This is a genomic window from Nostoc sp. UIC 10607 (assembly GCF_047228265.1).
In the GTDB taxonomy this organism is placed as follows: domain Bacteria; phylum Cyanobacteriota; class Cyanobacteriia; order Cyanobacteriales; family Nostocaceae; genus Nostoc; species Nostoc foliaceum_A.
On sequence record NZ_JBIQNW010000008.1, the window covers coordinates 1 to 21,369 of the forward strand.

Annotated in this window: 21 protein-coding genes; 13 read left to right on the forward strand and 8 right to left on the reverse strand. The window is 40.7% G+C overall.

The annotated features are described in order from the left end of the window. Window positions 1–309: IS66 family transposase (locus tag ACEYW6_RS09710; protein ID WP_412979536.1), on the forward strand; the 309-nt coding region annotated here is incomplete at its 5' end. Between the two features lie 317 nt (window positions 310–626). Here the strand turns inward: ACEYW6_RS09710 and ACEYW6_RS09715 are convergent. Continuing rightward, window positions 627–1,286 (reverse strand): hypothetical protein, encoded by a 660-nt coding sequence (locus tag ACEYW6_RS09715; protein WP_412979537.1) that lies wholly within the window; start codon window positions 1,284–1,286, stop codon window positions 627–629. A 225-nt stretch (window positions 1,287–1,511) separates the two neighbouring features. Here ACEYW6_RS09715 and ACEYW6_RS09720 point away from each other — a divergent pair, with 225 nt between their 5' ends. From ACEYW6_RS09720 to ACEYW6_RS09730, 3 genes are all read left to right on the forward strand, one after another. Further along, complete coding sequence (locus ACEYW6_RS09720) at window positions 1,512–2,186, forward strand: response regulator transcription factor (RefSeq protein ID WP_190894928.1); 675 nt, start codon at window positions 1,512–1,514, stop codon at window positions 2,184–2,186. Window positions 2,187–2,252: 66 nt separating this feature from the next. Further along, complete coding sequence (locus ACEYW6_RS09725) at window positions 2,253–3,515, forward strand: sensor histidine kinase (protein WP_412979538.1); 1,263 nt, start codon at window positions 2,253–2,255, stop codon at window positions 3,513–3,515. A gap of 153 nt (window positions 3,516–3,668) precedes the next feature. After that, a complete protein-coding gene (locus ACEYW6_RS09730) occupies window positions 3,669–4,205 on the forward strand; it encodes a hypothetical protein (protein ID WP_412979539.1) in 537 nt (178 codons plus the stop codon). A 1-nt stretch (window position 4,206) separates the two neighbouring features. Here the strand turns inward: ACEYW6_RS09730 and ACEYW6_RS09735 are convergent, their stop codons facing one another. After that, a complete protein-coding gene (locus ACEYW6_RS09735; RefSeq protein WP_412979540.1) occupies window positions 4,207–6,945 on the reverse strand; it encodes a cation-transporting P-type ATPase in 2,739 nt (912 codons plus the stop codon). Window positions 6,946–7,215: 270 nt separating this feature from the next. Between ACEYW6_RS09735 and ACEYW6_RS09740 the strand changes: the two genes are divergently transcribed. The 4 genes from ACEYW6_RS09740 (at window position 7,216) to ACEYW6_RS09755 (ending at window position 10,654) form a co-directional block, all read left to right on the forward strand. Continuing rightward, window positions 7,216–7,512 (forward strand): hypothetical protein, encoded by a 297-nt coding sequence (locus ACEYW6_RS09740; RefSeq protein ID WP_412979541.1) that lies wholly within the window; start codon window positions 7,216–7,218, stop codon window positions 7,510–7,512. Further along, complete coding sequence (locus ACEYW6_RS09745; protein WP_412979542.1) at window positions 7,509–8,528, forward strand: AI-2E family transporter; 1,020 nt, start codon at window positions 7,509–7,511, stop codon at window positions 8,526–8,528. Before ACEYW6_RS09740 ends, ACEYW6_RS09745 begins: the two co-directional genes overlap by 4 nt. Window positions 8,529–8,631: 103 nt before the next feature. Then, window positions 8,632–9,621, forward strand: a complete 990-nt coding sequence (locus ACEYW6_RS09750; protein ID WP_412979543.1) for a zinc-dependent alcohol dehydrogenase family protein — start codon at window positions 8,632–8,634, stop codon at window positions 9,619–9,621. A 205-nt stretch (window positions 9,622–9,826) separates the two neighbouring features. Continuing rightward, window positions 9,827–10,654, forward strand: coding sequence for a GNAT family N-acetyltransferase (locus ACEYW6_RS09755; protein WP_412979544.1), 828 nt, complete (start codon window positions 9,827–9,829; stop codon window positions 10,652–10,654). Window positions 10,655–10,858: 204 nt separating this feature from the next. On the opposite strand, the gene ACEYW6_RS09760 is transcribed toward ACEYW6_RS09755, so the two are convergent. Both ACEYW6_RS09760 and ACEYW6_RS09765 read right to left on the reverse strand, forming a co-directional pair. Continuing rightward, window positions 10,859–11,431, reverse strand: coding sequence for a DUF4386 domain-containing protein (locus ACEYW6_RS09760; RefSeq protein WP_412979545.1), 573 nt, complete (start codon window positions 11,429–11,431; stop codon window positions 10,859–10,861). Window positions 11,432–11,507: 76 nt separating this feature from the next. Then, window positions 11,508–12,107 carry a cupin domain-containing protein gene (locus ACEYW6_RS09765; RefSeq protein WP_412979546.1) on the reverse strand — a complete coding sequence of 200 codons (600 nt, stop codon included), beginning with the start codon at window positions 12,105–12,107 and terminating at the stop codon, window positions 11,508–11,510. Window positions 12,108–12,232: 125 nt separating this feature from the next. Here ACEYW6_RS09765 and ACEYW6_RS09770 point away from each other — a divergent pair, with 125 nt between their 5' ends. Next, complete coding sequence (locus tag ACEYW6_RS09770) at window positions 12,233–13,243, forward strand: AraC family transcriptional regulator (RefSeq protein WP_412979547.1); 1,011 nt, start codon at window positions 12,233–12,235, stop codon at window positions 13,241–13,243. A 30-nt stretch (window positions 13,244–13,273) separates the two neighbouring features. On the opposite strand, the gene ACEYW6_RS09775 is transcribed toward ACEYW6_RS09770, so the two are convergent. Continuing rightward, window positions 13,274–13,576: an acylphosphatase gene (locus tag ACEYW6_RS09775; RefSeq protein WP_190894938.1), complete on the reverse strand. Its 303-nt coding sequence runs from the start codon at window positions 13,574–13,576 to the stop codon at window positions 13,274–13,276. A gap of 84 nt (window positions 13,577–13,660) precedes the next feature. Next, entirely contained in the window at window positions 13,661–13,900 is a 240-nt protein-coding gene (locus ACEYW6_RS09780; protein ID WP_412979548.1) for a polyribonucleotide nucleotidyltransferase, read from the reverse strand. Window positions 13,901–14,123: 223 nt separating this feature from the next. Between ACEYW6_RS09780 and ACEYW6_RS09785 the strand changes: the two genes are divergently transcribed. The 3 genes from ACEYW6_RS09785 to ACEYW6_RS09795 all read left to right on the forward strand — a co-directional run bounded on the left by ACEYW6_RS09785 (window position 14,124) and on the right by ACEYW6_RS09795 (window position 17,731). Next, a complete protein-coding gene (locus tag ACEYW6_RS09785; protein ID WP_412979549.1) occupies window positions 14,124–14,501 on the forward strand; it encodes a DUF1823 family protein in 378 nt (125 codons plus the stop codon). A 313-nt stretch (window positions 14,502–14,814) separates the two neighbouring features. Then, a complete protein-coding gene (locus ACEYW6_RS09790; protein ID WP_412979550.1) occupies window positions 14,815–16,473 on the forward strand; it encodes an alpha-amylase family glycosyl hydrolase in 1,659 nt (552 codons plus the stop codon). 199 nt (window positions 16,474–16,672) lie between these two features. Beyond that, window positions 16,673–17,731, forward strand: a complete 1,059-nt coding sequence (locus ACEYW6_RS09795; protein WP_412979551.1) for a 3-deoxy-7-phosphoheptulonate synthase — start codon at window positions 16,673–16,675, stop codon at window positions 17,729–17,731. A 671-nt stretch (window positions 17,732–18,402) separates the two neighbouring features. Here ACEYW6_RS09795 and ACEYW6_RS09800 read toward each other — a convergent pair. Both ACEYW6_RS09800 and ACEYW6_RS09805 read right to left on the reverse strand, forming a co-directional pair. After that, the gene (locus ACEYW6_RS09800) at window positions 18,403–18,906 is read right to left on the reverse strand and encodes a 2TM domain-containing protein (protein WP_412979552.1); all 504 of its coding nucleotides are present in this window, start codon (window positions 18,904–18,906) and stop codon (window positions 18,403–18,405) included. Window positions 18,907–19,039: 133 nt separating this feature from the next. Then, a complete protein-coding gene (locus tag ACEYW6_RS09805) occupies window positions 19,040–19,870 on the reverse strand; it encodes a creatininase family protein (protein ID WP_412979553.1) in 831 nt (276 codons plus the stop codon). A 199-nt stretch (window positions 19,871–20,069) separates the two neighbouring features. On the opposite strand from ACEYW6_RS09805, the gene ACEYW6_RS09810 reads away from it, so the two are divergent. Further along, the gene (locus ACEYW6_RS09810; RefSeq protein ID WP_412979554.1) at window positions 20,070–20,786 is read left to right on the forward strand and encodes an ROK family protein; all 717 of its coding nucleotides are present in this window, start codon (window positions 20,070–20,072) and stop codon (window positions 20,784–20,786) included. The last annotated feature ends 583 nt before the right edge of the window (window positions 20,787–21,369 follow it).

Genomic DNA, 21,369 nt, shown 5'->3' on the forward strand with positions numbered 1-21,369 from the left:
GACAAGGCAGGAGCAAAAGCCGGACAGCTTTTACGTTCTTTACGGGATAAAGCTTCTCAATGGTGGTATTTTCTTGAGAATCCTGAAGTTCCCCCTGATAATAATCAAGCCGAACGATCGCTGCGTTTGGCTGTGACAAGACGTAAGGTGAGTGGTGGTTCCCGTTCGATGGAGCGGTTTCAACACACTGCCAATTTGTTGACTGTGGTACAAACCTGTCGTCGTCAAGGTCGGTCTGTGATTGATTTCTTTGTACAAGCACTACTGGCTGATTCTCAGTCTCGCCCGTCTTTGCTTCCTAAATATTAGGCCTGAATCCTTACGTTTTAACCTTAACTGAACCGTATTGCGCTATAAGTAGGCGTGAATAATTAAAGGTTTGTAGTAAGGGTTGAAGCTTTTACTACTAGCTAATTTAATCAAATTTACATTGCTTAAAATAGTATGATTTATTCTTGGCCACTTACTTAAGTGAATATCTTTATGAGTAGTGTAGTCTTATTATTAATTGGTTTAGGGACTTTTTTCTTGGCTTGGAGGACTAAAGACGAAATTAATCGCATTGCGGCGATGGTAGCTGGGACAATTTCTCTGGTTTGGGGATTTGCTTTAGCTCCTGTGTCATTTCAATTAGTATTTGAAATTATCTCAGTTTTAGCGGCTTTCTTTGTTTGTATGCGTTGTTTGGGTTGTGATTTAAACCAAGATTGATTGCTGACTTGATAACGGATTAGTTTTCTGACTTCTTCAGGAGACAAATTTAGTAATTGAGCAGTCATTGCTTCTACCATATTAATCTCAGTTACTGGGATTACAAAATCCAACTTGATCAAAGCATTGTTGGCGGTTCTAACTTCAACAAAGCTAATTCCTTGCTCTTTTTGAATTTCCGCTTTGATTACTTTCAAGCTTACCGGAATCTGTACCTGTATTTGTTGATTAAGTTCTAGCTTTTTTTCTTGAGGATATAATCCCAATTCTTGTGCGATCGCTACTTCTGAAAAATTTGACTGAGTGAACTCTAACTCTAACCTTTTAAGCACAGAATTATCCGTTTTAATCTTAACTTGAGTAATTTTTTGCTCTTGCTCTATTTTCAGATCAATCACTTTAAAATTCAGTGTGAGCTTCACCTGCGGGAGTGTATCTGCTTGCAACTTATCCAGCGTCCTGTAAGAGAATCCTAATAATTGCTTTGTTAACAAATCACCACCAGTCCAAAAGGAAATTCCTAGTAGTAGCAAAGCTAGAATAAGTAGTAAAATTTGTGGCCGTAAATAAGGCATAAATTTTAAATTATTAATTTACATATAATATAAACTAGTCTGATATTGGCAAATTTATAAACACCGAATACTACCTATTGATGCATACATAATATGTCTTATGGTAGAACAATTTCAACTCTCAACTTGGGATAGTACTAATATAAGATATAAGAAAAAATTAGCTTTATTCTTATTAAGTAGTGCTGGCAATTTTCCTGGAATGACTTGACATCGAAAGGTTTTATGCGGATATTACTAGTAGAAGATGATTTTGAACAATTAGAGCCATTACAAGGTATTCTATCCGAAGCCGGATATATTGTAGATGCTGCGGAAGATGGGGAAATTGCCCAGTGGCTGATTTCCGAAAAAGATTACGATCTCCTGATTATAGACTGGATGTTACCGACAATTAGCGGGTTGAGTCTGTGTCGCCAGTATCGTCTCTCTGGTAAGACTGCACCCGTGTTGATGTTGACTGCTAAAGACACCACGCCTGATAAAGTTATGGGTTTAGATGCGGGAGCAGATGATTATCTCGTTAAACCCGCAGACTTGGTGGAACTCTTGGCGCGGGTACGTGCTTTGGGGCGGAGAGTCCCCAATTGGCAGGGAGATAGCCTGCGGGTAGCGGATTTGCAATTGTATTTAGCTGAATTAAATGTAGAACGAAGTCACGTAAAAGTAGAATTATCTCCTCGTGAAGCAAAACTATTAGAATACTTGATGCGTCACCCTAATCAGGTTTTAAACCGTAACCAGATTGAAGAAGCATTGTGGGAGTGGGGTATGGAACCAGAAAGCAATGCTTTAACCGTGCTAGTACGCAAGTTGCGGCAGCGCTTGCAAGTATTGGGTGCAGCAGACTGGATTAAAACAGTTTACGGCATGGGTTATCGTTTAAATCCACAAGAATAAAGTTAGGAGTTAGGAGCCAGCCAATTTTAGATTTTAAATTTTTTCTTCAATGACCAATGACAATTTATGTTTAATCGTAGCCGTCGCAATCTCGCAAGTTGGTTCACCCTAACAATGGGTGGTATTTTGATTGCTTTTGCGGCGGTAGTTTACTATGTGGAAGTCATCGATGAGTTAGAGGAACTGGATAGATTACTTTATAAAAAAACCAGTGTGATGGCATCGAATGTGAAGTCAGAACTGTACAATGGTCGGCGACAGCTAGACTTGGAACATGTACCATTGTTGGGGAGTATGGTACAACCATTGGCAGATAGTCAACTAGTTTATGCAAGTTGGTATGATGACCAAAAGCAATTAGTACAATTTTTTGGTGCGACTCCAAGCGATCGCCTTTCAGTACTAGGTGGATTTGATACTATCAAGACCGATAATAAAGTATGGCTGCGTCAGGTAACTTTGCCTGTTTACCAGGATGGTTTATTAATTGGTTACATGCAAGCAGCGATGCCAATCACATCTCTTGAAAGTGCTTTAGCTGAATTTCGGCTAGTTTTGGCGATCTCAGTGCCTATTACCTTGGGTGCAATTGCCCTGACTGGTTGGTGGTTGGGAGGACTAGCGATGCAACCAATTCGCCACAGCTACGATCACCTTCAACGGTTTACAGCTGATGCTTCCCATGAATTGCGATCGCCTTTGACAGCAATTATTAGCAATGCTCAGTTTGGCTTTCTGTCTAAATCTACCGATCTTGAGGTGCAGCGTCAACGCTTCCAAAAGATTTTTGATATCGGCCAGTCAATGAGTATTCTGGTGAATAATCTGTTGTTTCTAGCACGTTCTCAAGGTCAATTACCCACCGAATCGCTACAAGAAGTTGACCTCAAGAGTTTACTTGTGCAAATAACAAATGATTATATTGCACACCAAGATGCACAACATCTTAATTTGATTTCCAAATTGCCTAATAACAGTGTAACTGTGTTTGGTGATGTTAACTTGCTCCGGCAAGCAGTTGTAAATTTAGTTAGTAATGCTTGTAAATATACTCCTGCTGGTGGTCAAGTGCAGTTGCAGTTATTTACTCAGTCGCATTCGGCTATAATTCAAGTTATAGATAATGGAATTGGGATTCCCGAAATTGACTTGCCATATATATTTGAGCGATTTTATCGGGTAGATAAGAAACGCTCTCGCAAAACCGGGGGATTTGGTTTAGGGTTAGCTATTGCTCAACAAATAATTCAATCTCACGGCGGTAATATTAGTCTCAAAAGTGTAGTCAAAGAAGGGACAACTTTACAAATCTATCTCCCTTTAAAATAATCTTGATATCCTTTATCATCACATTCTAGTCACATTTATTGTTAACACTGAAGATAAATCAGGCAAAGACGAAAACCCAGTAAGGGATGAGAATAAAATACGAGTGTTATTTAATCCGCAATCCTCAGTTCATTAATACTTTTGAGAGGTAAAATGGCTTCAGATCAACTCCAACATGCAATTGGTATATTTTCTCACAAGCAACGTGCATTACAGGCGCTCGACGAGTTGAGAAATAGTGGCTTTCCCATGAATAAGATTTCTGTAATCACCAAAAATCCCAAGCTAGATGAGCAACTTGATGATACTGACACGAGCGAAAATAATATTACTCCATCTGAAGGTGCAACAATGGGTGCATTAGCAGGTGCTAGGACTGGTGGTTTACTTACTTTGGTGGCTGGTTTAGGTGTGTTACTAATTCCTGGGTTTGGCCCAGCATTAGCTGTAGAGTCTTTTTTAGTAACTCTTTTAGGTAGTGGAGCTAGTGCAGCAGCTGGTGGTCTGGTTGGCGCACTTCGAGGGTGGTTTCTTCCCGAAGAAGCCGCGAAACTTTATAACGACCGAGTATTTCAAGGAAATTATTTGGTAACGATAGAAGGCACAGAAGATGATATCCGTTGTGCCGAACCAGTTCTGAGGCGTTGGGGTATTCAGGAGTGGCGGGTTGTTCAAATTCCTCAGAGTTGAATCAATCAATAGGGTCGAAGCGATTTACTAGACTTGCTACTACAATCATTGGTAAACCGACAAGAAAACAAATTAACCATTGATTTAAATTCAGTGGAGCAGTAGAAAATAAGTTATTCATTAAATTCCACTGACTGAAAATTATCTGCAAAATTATTGTACAAGCTATGCCAATTCCAATTGCTGAGACATCGCTTACTGTCTGTCTAACTCCCCGAAGTTGATTAATTAGGGCAATTCCTAATTGACTAATACTTAAAAGATAAAAAATTCTCCCAGCGACTAAAGCTTGAATTGCCATTGTTCGAGATAAATCTATATTTCCTGTAGTTTGTCGTATCCATTCAAATACACCAAAAATCAAAATCCAGTTAAAGATAGAAATTACCAAAATTCGCTTAACTAAACTTTTAGAAAGTAATGGTTCGCGGGGGCTGCGCGGTGATTTTTGCATCACCCTTTCAGACTTTGGCTCAAAGGCTAAAGGTACAGTCATCGCAATGGAATTAACCATATTTAGCCACAAAACTTGTAAAGATAAAATGGGCAATTCTCTGGCTAGCAATACACTAATTAAAATTGTCATTGATTCGCCACCATTAACAGGTAGGATAAAGGCGATCGCTTTGAGCAAATTTCGGTAAACAGTCCGCCCTTCCTCAACCGCAGCTTCTATAGAGGCAAAGTTATCATCGGTCAAAATCATGTCTGAGGCTTCTTTGGCTACCTCAGTACCCGCGCCCCCCATTGCAATCCCAATATCTGCTTGTTTCAGGGCTGGTGCGTCATTGACACCATCTCCTGTCATTGCCACAACCTCTCCTTTAGATTGAAGGGCTTCCACAATGCGGAGTTTTTGTTCTGGTGCAACACGGGCAAATACTGCCCCATCTTCTATAGCCGTCGCCAGTTCTGATTTATCCATTTGGGCAAGTTCAGCGCCTGTGAAAGCCAGAACTTCACCATTTTTATTGAAGCCCATACGTTCAGCGATCGCTCGTGCAGTGATCGCATGATCGCCTGTAATCATTTTGACTTGGATACCTGCATTTTGACATGCTTCCACCGCTGCGATCGCTTCTGTTCTGGGTGGATCAATCATCCCTTGTAATCCCAAAAAAACCAAATCTTTTTCGATATCTGCATGATCGAGGGAATCTTGAGCCGCCGATGCAGATTTCTTCGCAAAAGCTAGCACCCGTAAACCCTGGTTAGCCATTGCATCAACTTCTTGATGTACAGTTTCTGCATTTATGCGGGCAAGGTTTCCCTCAGCATCCAACATCTGCTGACAACGTTTGAGGATGGACTCTACCGAACCTTTAACATAGATAGTTCTGACTCGTGAAGAATTTTCCCTACTTCCTCCTTCATGCAAAGTTGCCATGTATTGAAACTCAGACTCAAACGGGATAATATCCAGCCTGGGCATTTCTTCTTCTAAGTTGCTACTAGTCATGCCAACTTTATTCGCAACAACTATCAAGCCTCCCTCTGTGGGATCACCAACAACCTGCCATTGCCCGTCTTTTGTCTCCAAATGAGAATCATTGCATAACAATCCAGCTTTCAGGCATTCTTCCAAAACAGGAGAATTCTGCAAATCCACTGGCTGTTCATCGAACAAAATTTCTCCCTCTGGAACATAGCCTCCACCTGTGACTGTATAGTTTTTACCTCCGGTATAAATTGCTTGTACAGTCATCTGATTTTCAGTCAGAGTGCCAGTTTTATCAGAGCAAATGACTGTAGCACCGCCGAGAGTTTCAACTGCTGGCAATTTGCGAACGATCGCATGTCGTCGAGCCATGCGGGAAACACCTATCGCTAGTGTTACCGTAACTACAGCAGGCAAGCCTTCAGGAATTGCACTCACAGCAAAAGCAACAGCAGCTTCAAACATTGCTGCCCATGAGTTGCCATATCCCAGCCCGACTGCAAAAGTCAGCGCAGCTATACCCAAAATGATGTACAGCAAGGTACGGCTAAATTTATCAAATTTCCGAGTTAAGGGAGTTTTCAGGCTGGTTCCTTGCTCGATGAGTTGCGAAATCCGCCCGGTTTCTGTAGCTTCTCCAATCGCCACCACAATCCCTCTAGCAGTACCAAAGGTGACAAAGCTACCCGCATAAGACATGTTAGTACGTTCTGCCAAAGGTGCATCTGCATCCACGGGTTGGGTATTTTTTTCAATAGCGACTGACTCACCTGTAAGTGCTGATTCATTCACTTGCAGATTTTTCGCTCGTACAAGACGCAAATCGGCTGGTACTTTATCTCCAGAAGCTAGTAGCACCAAATCCCCAGGTACTAACTCTGCTGATGGAACCTGTACCTTTTGACCGTTGCGAAGGATAGTTGCGTTAGTTTGTACTGAAGAAGCTAAGGCTGCGATCGCACTTTCTGCTTTCGATTCTTGAATAAAACCAATAATGGCGTTAATCAGGGTTACACCCCAAATTACCCAAGCATTTACCCACTGTCCGATTAAAGCTTTGATTGCACCCGCAATCAGCAAAATGTACAACAAAGGTTGGTTAAATTGCAACAAAAACCTTAATATTGGGCTTGTTCCAGCTTTGCCCTTGAGTTCATTAGAACCAAAACGTTCTCGTCGTTTTGTGACCTCATCTGAAGTCAAACCTGTTTCTAGATTTGTGTTTAAATGCCGAGCCACCTTCGATTCAACTAGATTGTGCCATTGCTGTGGCTGCATGATTTCTTCAGATGTTGCTGTCATATTGTTTGCCTCAAGTTTGGACATTGGGAGAGTAAAGTCGGAGCGTTCCCCATTTGGTCGTTACGTAAACATCAAAATTATAAAAAATAAATGTGATTGAAAAGTGATTAACTACTTCAAGCCTAAAGTATAAAATCTAAAAATTGTTTTTTAGATTTGCTCTCACCTGATATTCACATTTAAGAATTAGGCTATAAATGGCAGGATACTAGTTAAAAAAGATTGGCGTAATTTAGTTGTAATTACGGTATTCAATAACTGTATTGGTATATGTCAAAACAAAAACCCTATACCATTTTCTGGTTTTGGTTAAAAGTCACTTTGTCAGCATTCTTTTTCTTGAGCGCGATGAATTTGTTGCTGCTTGTATTGTTCAGCTTTCTGAGAGTACCTTATTTTGTTATTGGTAATGACACATTTTGGTTATTGCGTTGGCAGTATGAACCAGGTGCTAGTTTTGTAATTGCCTTCAATCCTTTGGTGTTAATTAGCATAGCGGCTGTCATTAGTTTTATTGGACTTTGGTGGAAACAAAAGCCCAAGCAGCATAGGAGAAAGACAAGATGAAATTAGGGCAATACTTGGGGTTGCTGGGACTAATTGTTTCGCTCTACATCTTCTGGCAAATTCGGCAGTTAGTGTTACTGTTGTTTACTGCTGTAGTATTGGCAGTGGCGATTAATCAACTGGTTTTGTGGTTTCAGCAGTTTGGAATCAAACGGATTTGGGCGGTTTGGCTGAGTGTAAGTATTGTCATAACACTGCTAGTTGGCGTTTTCTTCTTGATTGTGCCGCCATTTATCCAACAGTTTCGGGAATTAATAGTGCTTTTACCAACTGGAATAGATCAAATTCAACGGGCTATCAACTGGTTAGAAAAACGCATTCTAGAAATCTATTTACCAGAGATTCCTGACATCAATAATTTTATTGAACAACTACAACCTTGGGCTACAAATCTATTACAACAGGCGATCGCTCTTTTCTCAACCTCTGTAACTGCAATATTAGAACTTTTGTTAGTTATAGTTCTGACTTTGATGCTACTTGCTAACCCGCGGCCTTACCGGAGAGCTTTTGTCCGCTTATTCCCTGCCTTTTACCGTTCGAGAGTTAAAGAGATTCTCTCGCTTTGTGCAGAAGGTTTAGGCGGTTGGACAATCGGTGCTTTGATTGAAATGGTATTTATTGGCCTACTCAGTGGATTAGGGCTATGGATTTTACAAGTACCATTGGTACTAGCTCATGCAGTTTTAGCAGGGTTACTCAACTTTATTCCGAATATTGGCCCAACTTTGAGTGTAGTGTTGCCAATGGCGATCGCTTTTCTCGATGCACCTTGGAAAGCCGGGGCAGTAATAATTTTATACATCGTAATTCAAAATATTGAAAGCTACTGGCTCACCCCTACCGTCATGGCAAGACAGGCGGCACTATTACCTGCTGTCACCCTGACGGCGCAAATTGTCTTCGTAACTCTTTTTGGAGCTTTGGGACTACTAATGGCAATACCACTGGCAGTAGTTACCAAGACCTGGATAGAAGAGGTGTTATTTAAAGATATTTTAGATCAGTGGCAGTAAGTTCCTTTCTCAAGTTCTTACCATATAGTTAACCGCGTATTCTGATATCACCTTGGCAGCCAGGTTAGTTGCCACCACTTAGTTAAAAAAATTTGAATTGCTTATGCGTGCGATGATTTTGGAAGCACCACGCCAACCCCTACGGTTAGCCCAATTGCCACAGCCAAAACCCAATTCTGAGCAAGTACTGATTCGCGTTCATGCTTGTGCTGTCTGCCGCACAGATTTGCATATAGTTGATGGAGAATTGACGCATCCCAAATTACCTTTGGTACTTGGGCATCAAATTGTAGGTACTGTAGAGGCAATGGGGGAAAGCGTTGATAAATTTAGTATAGGTCAACGAGTTGGTGTTCCTTGGCTCGGTTATACTTGTGGCGATCGCTGCCCCTACTGTCTCTCTAATCGGGAAAATCTTTGCGATTATGCCGAATTCACTGGTTACAATCTTGACGGCGGTTTTGCCGAGTACACTGTAGCCGATTACCGCTTTTGTTTTTCCCTAGACCCTAGCTATCCTGATTTGCAAGCTGCACCCCTGTTGTGTGGTGGCTTAATTGGTTATCGCGCTTACAGAATGGCTGGTGATGCACAAAAAATAGGTTTTTATGGCTTTGGTTCAGCTGCTCACATTTTGATACAACTGGCTTGTTATCAGAAACGTCAAGTCTTTGCCTTTACTCGTTCTGGCGATCTTGAGGGACAAGAGTTTGCCCGTCAATTGGGTGCAACTTGGTCAGGTAGCTCAGATGTATTGCCTCCAGAACCTTTGGATGCAGCGATTATTTTTGCTCCTGTAGGAAATTTAGTCCCCACTGCTTTGCGTGCAGTAGCCAAAGGCGGTGTAGTAGTTTGTGCGGGGATTCACATGAGTGATATTCCCTCTTTTCCCTATGACATTCTTTGGGAAGAAAGGGTGTTGCGGTCTGTTGCTAATTTGACTCGCAGAGATGGAGAAGAATTTCTGACTTTAGCTCCCAAAGTTCCGATTCGTACAGAGGTAAATGTTTTTCCCTTAACTCAGGCAAATGAGGCTCTGGATGCCCTTCGTAGTGGGAAAATTTCAGGTTCGGCTGTTTTGGTTGTGGATTAGTATTTAGGGACAAAAATATACCCCCCGTAAGTAAGTCGGCGTAAATAATTATTATTGCAATAAGGCAGGGAGCAGGGAGCAGGGAGAGAAAGAGTTTGAGCTTTATTTACTTTTATTTACATAGTTTGGTTTTATTGCACCGACTTACTTAGTCTAGCTAAAAATGTTAGGCTCACTCGTGTAATTCTGTACTAGGAGTTTGAAGGTGAACCCGATTTTAAAGGATTTATCGACACCTGACTTAGTGAGAGTACTCGAAAACAATATGTTTGCATTCTTGACGAACTATGGCAATGCACCACATCGCCAACTCAACTGTGGCTCTAACCTGATTCGTTTTTCTACCAACATTTCTTTTCCCTTTTTTAACGGTGTTTGCTGTGCCCAACTCCAGCCTGACCAAATCGATGCTACCATCACCGAAACTCTCAACTACTTTACTGCCCAGCAGCTGCCAATGTTTTGGTGGATAGGAACAGCAACTCAGCCACCGGATTTAGGAAAGTATTTAGAAGCCCACGGATTAAGCAATTCAGGTGAATTTCCTGTGATGGCGATTGATTTATCGACTTTACCTGAGGAGTTGTTTGTGGTAGAAGATTTGGCGATCGGACAGGTTAAAGATCAGGAAACCTTGAAGCATTGGGTGCGAGTTGCAATGGTGGGCTTTGAAATTCCTGATTCCGAATATAATCCCTATTATGATTTAGAGTTAAGTTTGGGAATAGATTCCAAAGAATATATCCGTTTTATTGGCTGGTGGAAAGGTTTGCCCGTTGTAATATCAGCATTGTATCTAGATCCACAAGTAGCAGGTATCTACGTTGTTGCAACAATGCCAGAAGCAAGAGGAAAGGGATTCGCAAAAGCACTAGTATTAACTGCACTGTACAGAGCTTATGCCCTTGGATACCATGTAGCAACATTACAAGCCTCGCAAATGGGGGTAAATGTATATCGCCGCATCGGATTTCAGGAGTATTCTAAGATTGGAGCTTACCTTTGGACGGGTCAACTAAATCAAAAGCTGTAGCTTCATGACTGGTTAGCTGTATTTACAGATACCGTAATCAAGCTACTAATAATTAGCTAGTGAGAGCTATTCTTTTAGTAGAAATATTTAACAGAAATACTCCAATTACAATTAGCCAAATCTCCCAAATTATAAAACCAATGGAAGTAAGTTTCCATGTAGGTGTGGTTGGAATAACTGTTGCAAGAAGTTCACTTTGTCCAATCAACCAAAGGGTATTGTTGCTAAACCAAGCCAAGCAACCCAAGGTTTGAAAAGAGAAGACTTCAGCATTGCTATACCTACGCCTAAAGTCCAGAAGACAAGTAGAAATTGCCCTATCTGTTCGCCAAGTGCTACGCCTCCATATTGATGAACAGCTTGGTAAACGACTGCAACAGCTTCACGAGTTGGTTTACTAGCAGATGGGTCAACATATAAGTTTGCGAGAACAGGAATCACAAATACCCAGCGCATCAGCCCAATAGACTGTACCAAACCAGAAAGCACACCCATGAGCGTAGCAGCAGACAGATAGGGAGTATCTTCGCGCCCCAGCACTTTCTGAAATAGAACACTGGTCGGAATGAACAGCAATACTACCAAAGCAAAGCTAAACCAAGTGAGAATTAATCCAGCACCGCCTGCATGAAACTGAGTTAAAACGTAATCGGTTGGTTTGCGTAAAATCTCATCGTACTCAAAGTTTTGAATCAGCAGATAATAGGGTACATTCAGCAGAAGTGAAAACAGGATAAACAAAACACCTGTTGTTCTCACAACTTGCAAACGGGTCATAAATTTTGCCTCGAATTAGCAAAAAGGGGAATGGGGCATTAGGCATAGGAAGATGAGGTGGATAAATGAGTCCTCATTATTTGTATTTAACTAATGACTGATCCACCCTCAAAAATCGGGCAATTCCAGCTAAAACTCCGATCGCCAGTTTTTGCAAAAATACTGGTGGGCCAACGATGATAGTGTCTGCTTTCTTGATCAGCAAGGCAAATTGCAAAAGATTTGTAGGAGTTCCTTCCTTGTTTACCTTACCGTCGATCGCTAGTCCAAACAGCGATCGCAGGAAATGCTCAAATTCACCAGCCGCCCGGACTTCCGAAGTGAAAATCACCCAATTATCAGAGGCATTGCGGAAACTATGATACACATTAGTAGGTATCTGCAAGACTTCTCCCGGCTGCAATACTTTAATATTTCCTTTCTCACCAACTTCCATCTCCAGTGAGCCACTTAAAACCTCAAAGATTTCTGTCTTAGTATCGTGATAGTGCAGCGGGCTACCTTGCGAACCGGGTGGTAGCTCAAACTGGAATTTTACATACTCCCCATTGGTATCATTAGTTGAGCAAAGAATCGTCATGCGATCGCCTGTCACCGGGTTCTCAATTTGTTCTCCATTTGAGTCTGTGGTCAAGGTTGCGTTAGCAGAGTGAGTGCCTAGTTTTGCAGATATCATTTTGAAAAATTCCTTTCGCGTTGTTCATACTCTCAAGGTATGCTGTCTGCGGGATCTGGAATTGACATCCTGCGCCAAAGAATTGACAAAACACGCCGATTTAGAAAACTCCGCCTGAATGCTTTATGAAAGAGGCAACTTTCTCCGTATCCATCGTTCGAGACATTATTCAATACGCAACAACTTATGGGATTGATGCTAAAAAGTTGTGTGCTGCTGCGGGAATTGAACTAGCGCTGATAGAAATGCCCGATCAGCAGATTACCGGAGCGCCCCTGAAAGCCTTGTGGCGTGAAGTGGTTAAATTGACAGGTGACGAAAACTTTGGCTTGCACTTGGGCGAAGCTTTTAATGTCGCTGCGATCGGCATTGTTGGCTATGTGCTGTTGAATTGTAATACATTCGATCAGGTATTAGAAAAACTCTCTCGTTACACCCGTTTATTCAGCCAAGGTGTTTACATTAATTTCACAGTATTTGAAGGACAAGTATTGTGTGATTGTGAAATCGTAGACCATTTAAAAAACTATTTGTTAGAAGAACCTCGACATCCCATCGAGAGTACCTTTGCTGCTTTGATGAGGGCAACAAAAATGCTCACAGGTAAGCAACTCGATCTCCAAACAGTTTGGTTTCAACACCCACGCCCAAATGATATTTCTGAACATGAGCGGATCTTTGGCACAGGCATACGTTTTTTAGCACCGACAAATCGAATGATTTTGGATGCCAATTGTTTGCATTGGCCAGTTTTATCAGCCAACCCCAGCCTCTTGTCTATCTTTGAACAACATGCAAAAGCCATGTTAGATGAGTTGAGCCAAGAAAATACTTATAGCAACCGTGTTGTGCAGGTGATTTCTCAACACTTAAAAGGAGAAGTTCCTGCACTCAAGACCATTGCTCACAGTTTAGCTATTAGCGTTCGTAACTTGCAGAGAGAATTGCAAACAGAGGGTACTTCATACCAACAACTCTTGGATGCAACGCGCAAAGAATTAGCGCTACGACACCTAAAAAAAACAGATACTCCAATACATGATGTTGCTTTTCTGCTCGGCTTTTCTGAACCGAGTGCATTCCACCGCGCTTTCAAACGATGGACAGGAAAAACCCCACGAACCTACAGGGGCTAAAATTACGAATTACGAATTACGAATTACGAATTACTCAACCCGCTTAACTTCAAATCCCCGTAACCCTTCTGGTACCTCATACTCAACCACAACATCTTTAACTACAGCAGCAGGTGGCCCAGAATGACACCAGCGAACCATGTCATCTACAACCTCTCGCGCCCCTTCAAAAACTGCCTCTACTCGATTATCGGGGAGATTCCGCACCCAACCAGTTAATCCCAACTGGCTAGCTGTATCCACAGTGGAATAGCGATAGCCCACTCCTTGGACTCGGCCAGAAATGAATACATGGGCGCGGATGATCTTTGGCAGTGCTGTGGAATTCTGCATAGACTGGTCTAATCTTTACGATTTCCAGTCTACCTAGTTTGTGTATACACAACCTGTTTTTAACTCCAACTCGCGAAATTAATCTCAGTCTTCGTCTTCATCTTCATCGCCGCGATGTCTGTACTCACGGTCTTCGTCTTCATCATCGTCATCACTGCGATGTCTGTACTCACGGTCATTATCATCGTCACCGCCATGTCTGTACTGGCTATCTTCGTCTTCGTCACTGTGATTTCTGTACTGGCGATCGCGATTATCCCATTCTTCATCACGTTGTTTCTGCTTGCCACCGACTATATTTCTGAACATATCTCCTATTCCCATAATTTTCCTCCTGAGTTGGCGAATCTCTTTATTCAGGGTCACTTTAGTAGTTTGTCTAATGCTTGTGGTGGATAAATCTTCCAGCAGGTGTAAATAAAAATAAAATCACCCCTATCTTTGGGAGTGTAGCAGAGTAGTGATAAAGTGTTTTTCACTAGCTACTAACTGTTGTGCATTTAATTAAACAGTAGTCAGTTTTTAAACTTTGAATTATGAATTGCTTATGTCTAACCTGCCACCACTCAATACAGAAACAATTTGGGCAATTCTTGACGATAAACTTGATGATGCTACAGTCAACCAGTTGCTATGGCATTATTTAGGCTATCGCTATGATTCCTCAACTGCACAATGGGACAATAGCCAAGTTGCACCAGAATGGCAAGATGAGTACCCACAACCACCAAATTTCATTGAATCTCGCCCTGCAACAGTCAAGTTGACTCGTTCCATTCCTGCTGAAAACAAACAAATGCTAAAAGAAAAACTGGGTTTCAAAGGTTATAAGATTGGTGAATTTGGGCCTCGGCAAACTCGCAGAGCGACCGCGGCGAATTGGTTGTTAAGTTATCTACAACAAACTAGCGGCGAAATTGAGTAATCTTATACAGCAGGTATTTAGCAATAAATATATTCTTTTACTGAATATCTGCTATTTAATAAATTAATAAAAACCTTTAAATTCTGTTTATTAATACAGGCAGTAAATGCACTAATAAATATAATCTAGATATTAGTTAAAAATCCTATAAACAGTCAAAATTAGCCAAAAACAGTTAATTTTTATAAAATATTTATAAATTCATCCTGAAGATAGAAGCACTGGCTATATAATTCTTTCTCTAGAGCGATTTGCAAATTTAATTGAGCATCAGAGAATACTTCTATCAACCCTTGATATTACAAACACTTCTATGGCAAAGCCAATTGAATTTAATTTATTTGCACCTTACAACAAAGGAGCCGCATTAATTGGTTCTTTTTCTGATTGGCAAGAAATTCCAATGGAAAAAGGTGATGATGGTTATTTTCGCACAAGTGTTGAACTAGAAGATGGCGCTTATAAATATAAATTTCGCGTCCAGTCAAATTCATGGTTTTTTGAACCAGAACAATGGGTTGATGTCACAGATCCCTATGCAACTGATATAGATGAACTTAGTGGAAAAGATGATAGTGTTATCCGGGTCAAAGATGGTGAAAGAATTACAGATACCTATGTTTGGCAAAATGATGATAAACCTTTACCTGCTGACCACGAATTGGTAATTTATGAATTGCACGTCGGTGACTTTTCTGGTGGTGAGGATGATCCTTATGCACGAGGCAAGTACAAACACGTCATTGAAAAGTTAGATTATTTGTGCGAACTAGGAATCAACGCTATTGAGTTGATGCCACTTAAAGAATATCCTGGTGATTATAGTTGGGGTTATAATCCTCGCCACTTTTTTGCAACAGAATCTAGTTATGGTTCTACTGCTGAATTGAAAAAATTGATTGATGAGTGTCATGGCAGAGGTATTCGTGTAATTCTTGATGGTATTTATAACCACTCAGAAGCATCTGCTCCTTTAACACAAATTGACCACGATTACTGGTATCATCACGAACCTCGTGACCCTGATAATAACTGGGGGCCTGAGTTTAATTATGAACATTATGACGAAAAATTAGATATTCATCCAGCGCGGAAATTTACTGGTGAGGCAATCCGTTTCTGGATTCAGGAATATCATCTTGATGGTATTCGCTATGATGCAGCACGGCAAATTGCTAATTACGACTTCATGCACTGGATTGTTCAGGAAGCCAAAAAAACTGCTGGTGCAAAGCCTTTTTATAACGTTGCTGAACACATTCCTGAAACTACCAGCATTACCAATGTAGATGGGCCAATGGATGGTTGCTGGCATGATAGTTTTTATCACTGCATTCTAGAACATATCTGCGGTGATACATTTGATTTAGAGCGTCTAAAAGATGTCATTGACTGCAAGCGCCAAGGCTTCTTGGGTGCCACCAATGTAGTAAATTACCTCACCAACCATGACCATAACCATGTCATGGTTGAATTGGGAAACCGTGAGATTTTTGACGAAGAAGCCTTTAGGCGGGTTAAATTAGGAGTAGCCATCCTAATGACTGCTGTTGGTGTACCTTTGATTTGGATGGGAGAGGAATTTGGAGAGTATAAACCGAAACAACCTGAATCATCCAAAATCGATTGGACACTGTTAGGTAATGATTTAAATCGTAGTTTATTTGAATCATACAAAGGCTTAACTAACCTGCGTAAAAGCAATCATGCCCTTTACACAGAAAATATTGATTTTATCCACGAAAATCCAGAGGCAAAAGTATTAGCTTATACTCGTTGGAATGATGAAGGTTCTCGTGTAGTCGTAATAGCAAATTTCTCCGAAAACTTCCTAGCTGACTATCACGTTCCTAACTTTCCTAGCGCTGGTACATGGCACGAGTGGACAGGTAATTATGATGTCGAAGCCGGTGATGATGGAATTATAACTGACTTAGGGCCATACGAAGCCAAAGTGTTTGTATGGCAGTAATGCTCTACACTACCACTGAAGCATTAGTTCAATAGCAAAGAAAAAGGGGGAATCTTTTCCTCCTTTTTCAGTTATTACCTTATTCAAATACAGTCTAATTAAAAATTTGTCAAGCAAAAAAGAAGCTATTTTAAAATTTCATGGGTTTGTGTTACACTTTTGAGTTGAAGTGCGTATATAAAATTGCCAGAGCATCCCCATGCACAATAAATTATTTAATACTAATATCGACAACGCTAACATTGAGAACGATCGCATTTTATTAACTCCCAATGAAATAAAATCAAAATTACCTTTAACACAATTAGCCGAACAAAGAGTTTTAGCATATAGGCAGGAAATAGAACAGATTCTGGATTTTGAGGATCGCAGAAAATTTATAGTAGTTGGCCCATGCTCAATTCACGACCCAAAAGCAGCGCTCGAATATTCTGAAAAGTTGAAAAGATTAGCCGAGAAAGTCCAGGATAAGCTGCTACTAATTATGCGAGTGTACTTTGAAAAACCAAGAACAACCGTAGGCTGGAAAGGGTTAATTAACGATCCAGATATGGATGATTCTTTCCATGTAGAGAATGGGTTATTAATTGCACGGGATCTATTATTAAAAATTACAGAATTGGGATTACCTGCTGGTACAGAAGCACTAGATCCAATCATACCTCAATACATTAGTGAACTGATTACATGGTCTGCCATTGGAGCACGCACGACCGAATCACAAACTCACCGCGAAATGGCAAGTGGACTTTCGATGCCTGTGGGTTTTAAAAACGGTACTGACGGCAATATTCAAGTAGCTTTGAATGCCCTCCAATCTGCTGGAAACCCGCATAATTTTCTGGGAATTAATCAAAACGGACAAGTTAGCGTCTTTCAAACTAAAGGTAATGGCTACGGTCACGTAATTTTAAGGGGTGGTAGTCAACCCAACTTTGATGCAGCAAATGTCAAACTGGTAGAAGAGAAGTTAAAACAGGCGAATTTACCACCGAGAATTGTTATTGACTGTAGCCACGGCAATACCAATAAAGATTACAAATTACAAGGTGCTGTTTTAGAAAATATTGTTCAGCAAATAGTAGATGGTAATACATCAATAGTTGGCATGATGCTGGAATCTCATTTGTATGAAGGTAGTCAACCAATTACTGGTAAACAAGAAGAATTAAAATATGGTATTTCTGTAACTGATAAATGTATTGGCTGGGAAGAAACTGAAAAAATTATTTTGGCTGCTCACGAAAAACTTAAATAATTACAATAGAGGCGCATAGGTAGCTGTGCGCTTTTACCTCAATACGCTTGGTGTTAGTGATATTTTGCCCTGGAAGATCCCCCAACCCTCCCAATACGGTTCGGTTAAGGGAAGAGACGCGATTTATCGCGTCTTTGTGATCTATAATTTTCATCAAAAAACCTTATCAGAACCGTATTGCCAACCCTCCTTAAAAAGGCTTGCTGTAATTTTCTACTTGTTGCCTTCCTCGGTTTTTCTTATAGATGCTGTTTCATATCTATTGGTATTGTGATATAAGTCTGTTACTATTTGTTCTAAGAATAAATCTCGGTTTTCAAGCCAGGTTATACCTGGCTTCTCTAAATCTTTTACAAATTAAAGACATTATTTGATGTTTCACCTAGTGTTATCTGAAAACTACTCTAGATAAAATCATCTTTCAGGCTATTGATAGACCGTCATATCCGTATAAAGATAGAAAGAATACTTCAGCCAATCAGATAACATCAATGTTACTCCTAATAATTGCTGTGTTTATTCAGATTTTCTTTCAGTGGTATTAGACAACAAATGTTGCGGTAAATGTTACCCCGATTCTCGTGCGGGGTTTTTCTTTGAATTAGTGATGTCTACAACGAGTTTATCTACGAGACGCTACGCCTAGTCAAGATCCCACGCAAGCAAGTTTACTAAGCCTGTAATACCTTAAACCACTTATTCAAAACTGTGCTGATGGTTTTCTTAATCTCATGCTTACGATTCCACTTCTGGAATGCCATTTCATACTCTTCGCCTTTGATTTGAAAGGTATTCCAGACATCCAGCCCTACAGGCAATCCACTGAATAGCAAAATATAAAGCGACCAAGAAATTCCGCCACCAGTGATTAAATTGAGTAGTATAAAAAAGCCATTGAAAATTGTATAATTCCCTAGACGCTTCTGAAATCTTCTGATGCGGTAAGCGTCAAAAGCCTTTCGCTGTTGGACTTCACCCTGTTGTACTAACCAATCGCGTTCTGCTAACTTTAAAGAATCAGGTGAAATTTCTAACTCAGCAGCAATTTCTAATATCTGCTCATAAGAAAATTCTGTATCTTTGTCATTAGCTTGACGAGCGATCGCTAAGTGCAGAATTTGTTGGACATCTTCTTGGCTATAAGAACGGAGGCTCTTGGGTTCAAATGCCGTCATAATTCTTTCTCTTAATATTACTTTTAATAGAAATTTGCTGCCTGATAGATTTTAAGCAGCTACACCACTACTATTTCCACTATTCTTACATTAGCAAATCTAAATGCTTTGCCGCATCTAATGTATTGGATTTTTAACTTTGACTAAAACGCGTCAATCCCTCCTCCACCTTTGCTTGTCGATAAGCATAAATATCTTGAATAACTTGTACCCAACCATTAGCGACAGATTCGAGAATGCGATCGCCTTTTTCTTTAGTTGCGGTTGTCGCATCGCCAATCACTCCACTTTTACTGATATCTCGCGTTACCCAAGCTACAGGTAACTTACCCTCCCAACTCAGTAAACTACTTTCTGATTGTTCTGGTGGATACTCTGCAACAGCTTTCTCTAGCTTCACTTGTTCTGGCAAAATCGATAACATAATGCTAGTTTCAGCATCTCCGGCGTGCATTCCTAGCGCTGCTTCTTTCGGAGTCAATAAATCTTTAGTAATATTAGGCACCCGCCAAGTGAACAACGGGAATACCAAAAAGTCATCATACTTAACGTGCAAATCCCGCGCCGCCATTTGCATCACTTGGGGTTGTCCACCGTGGGAGTTCATTAACACCAGTTTTCTAAACCCAGCCCGGTAAATACTTTCTCCCACTTCCATAATGATTGCCGTGAGAGTTGCCGTGCTTAGGGTAATGGTACCGGGAAAGTGCCAGTGTTCGTTAGATTTGCCATAATAAAGGTTAGGTAAAGCATAAGCAGGAATACTTGCATCCAGCTTTTCCATTGCTTTTCCCAACACTCCCACACCAATCGCAGCATCTACAATCAATGGCAGATGGGGACCATGTTGTTCAATTGCTCCCACTGGCTGGATGATTACCACATTTTCCTTATCTGGCATTGCCTGGATATCAGTCCAGGTGAGGTAGGGAAAAAAGCGTTCTGGTGGAATGAAACTGTGCATATGACTTAATTTGTGACATTTATATTTTAACGGTATTAGGTATTAGTCATTGGGCATTGGGCATTGGGCATTAGTTATTTCTTGCTTGCTCTCCCCAGCAATGTGAAGACTCTCCAAACATCCAGATATTATTTAGATGCAGCAGAGCATAATAACGAAGTAACAAGCACTAACTAAGCAGTAAGAAGGATGTAACTCAATGGTTGAAGAAAATGGATCGATTCGTACCCTATCGGTTGATATTGGCGGTAGTGGCGTTAAGGCTATGGTTTTGGATCTTACGGGGAATCCGGTAACGGAAAGGGCCCGTTTAGATACACCCCAACCTGCTACACCGGAGGTTGTAATTAATGCAATTGTTGTGTTAGCAGCGGCTCAAGGTGAATTTCATCGTGTTTCGGTCGGTTTTCCTGGTGTGGTGCGCTGTGGAGTCACGGAAACAGCGGTAAACTTACATCCAGATTGGATTGGATTTGATTTGGAAACAGCATTATTAAAACACTTAAATAAACCTGTACGGGTGATTAATGATGCAGACATGCAGGGGTTTGGTGCGATCGCAGGTAAAGGTGTAGAACTGGTGATTACTCTGGGCACGGGGTTTGGTTCGGCTTTATTTGTAGATGGTAAGCTGGTGCCGAATATGGAAATGGGACATCATCCGTTTCGTAAAGGAGAGACTTTTGAGCAGCAGTTGGGGCGTGCAGAGTTAGAAAAAATTGGTGATAAAAGATGGAATAGGCGTTTAGAAAAAGCGATCGCATCCTTGCAACATCTGTTCAATTATGATTACCTTTACATTGGCGGCGGTGAAGCTGTAAGAGTGAATTTCCAGCTACCGTTAAATGTAAAACTTATCCCCAATATCACTGGTTTATTAGGCGGTATTGCTTTGTGGCGAGATGAGAAAAAGTAAAAACTTTTTCAGTATCCACAACTGAGGATACTAAGTGCGGGCTATGACGCTAGATGACTCGCTAGCGCTTCTCTACGAGACGCTACGCGAATGCTATCGGTATCGCGCTTTTAATTAAGGTGCTTCTATCTCAATATTTAAAAATGATATAAAAATTAACACAGGTTAGGTAAGAGAATTGCGTAGACATTAAATTCAGTGCCCCTGTGGAATTTTGCCATGCAGTAGTCTAAACTCTAGTTAAAATTCAAGTCTATGTAATAACTTTGTACGATTTCATTTTCTTGAGATTGAACCAAGAATACGGCGAAGTTGCCATACAGATTCAATCACAAAGCAGATATTTAAGAATTATGCCTGAAAACTTCCATAGTCAAGTTGGTAAAACCAAAGAATGCTGCTACGAGCAGAATGTATCCTACAAGATAATAGTGATTGATAAAAAGTTTATAACCCCCTCTAAAGGAGGACAAATTGTTTGAAATCAAGAGCTTATCATTATTTTCAAATGTTGCATTAATCAATACTTAAAAAACTGACTCTATGAATCCAGTAGGATTTTTTTTGGCAGTATAAACATGAT

Coding starts and splice junctions, on each gene's coding strand:
- ACEYW6_RS09785 (WP_412979549.1), top strand. CDS start 14,124: ATGTCTAACCTGCCACCACTCAATACAGAAACAATTTGGGCAATTCTT.
- ACEYW6_RS09800 (WP_412979552.1), bottom strand. CDS start 18,906: ATGACGGCATTTGAACCCAAGAGCCTCCGTTCTTATAGCCAAGAAGAT.
- ACEYW6_RS09770 (WP_412979547.1), top strand. CDS start 12,233: ATGAAAGAGGCAACTTTCTCCGTATCCATCGTTCGAGACATTATTCAA.
- ACEYW6_RS09795 (WP_412979551.1), top strand. CDS start 16,673: ATGCACAATAAATTATTTAATACTAATATCGACAACGCTAACATTGAG.
- ACEYW6_RS09760 (WP_412979545.1), bottom strand. CDS start 11,431: ATGACCCGTTTGCAAGTTGTGAGAACAACAGGTGTTTTGTTTATCCTG.
- ACEYW6_RS09775 (WP_190894938.1), bottom strand. CDS start 13,576: ATGCAGAATTCCACAGCACTGCCAAAGATCATCCGCGCCCATGTATTC.
- ACEYW6_RS09735 (WP_412979540.1), bottom strand. CDS start 6,945: ATGACAGCAACATCTGAAGAAATCATGCAGCCACAGCAATGGCACAAT.
- ACEYW6_RS09765 (WP_412979546.1), bottom strand. CDS start 12,107: ATGATATCTGCAAAACTAGGCACTCACTCTGCTAACGCAACCTTGACC.
- ACEYW6_RS09730 (WP_412979539.1), top strand. CDS start 3,669: ATGGCTTCAGATCAACTCCAACATGCAATTGGTATATTTTCTCACAAG.
- ACEYW6_RS09740 (WP_412979541.1), top strand. CDS start 7,216: ATGTCAAAACAAAAACCCTATACCATTTTCTGGTTTTGGTTAAAAGTC.
- ACEYW6_RS09780 (WP_412979548.1), bottom strand. CDS start 13,900: ATGGGAATAGGAGATATGTTCAGAAATATAGTCGGTGGCAAGCAGAAA.
- ACEYW6_RS09790 (WP_412979550.1), top strand. CDS start 14,815: ATGGCAAAGCCAATTGAATTTAATTTATTTGCACCTTACAACAAAGGA.
- ACEYW6_RS09725 (WP_412979538.1), top strand. CDS start 2,253: ATGTTTAATCGTAGCCGTCGCAATCTCGCAAGTTGGTTCACCCTAACA.
- ACEYW6_RS09715 (WP_412979537.1), bottom strand. CDS start 1,286: ATGCCTTATTTACGGCCACAAATTTTACTACTTATTCTAGCTTTGCTA.
- ACEYW6_RS09750 (WP_412979543.1), top strand. CDS start 8,632: ATGCGTGCGATGATTTTGGAAGCACCACGCCAACCCCTACGGTTAGCC.
- ACEYW6_RS09720 (WP_190894928.1), top strand. CDS start 1,512: ATGCGGATATTACTAGTAGAAGATGATTTTGAACAATTAGAGCCATTA.
- ACEYW6_RS09810 (WP_412979554.1), top strand. CDS start 20,070: ATGGTTGAAGAAAATGGATCGATTCGTACCCTATCGGTTGATATTGGC.
- ACEYW6_RS09805 (WP_412979553.1), bottom strand. CDS start 19,870: ATGCACAGTTTCATTCCACCAGAACGCTTTTTTCCCTACCTCACCTGG.
- ACEYW6_RS09745 (WP_412979542.1), top strand. CDS start 7,509: ATGAAATTAGGGCAATACTTGGGGTTGCTGGGACTAATTGTTTCGCTC.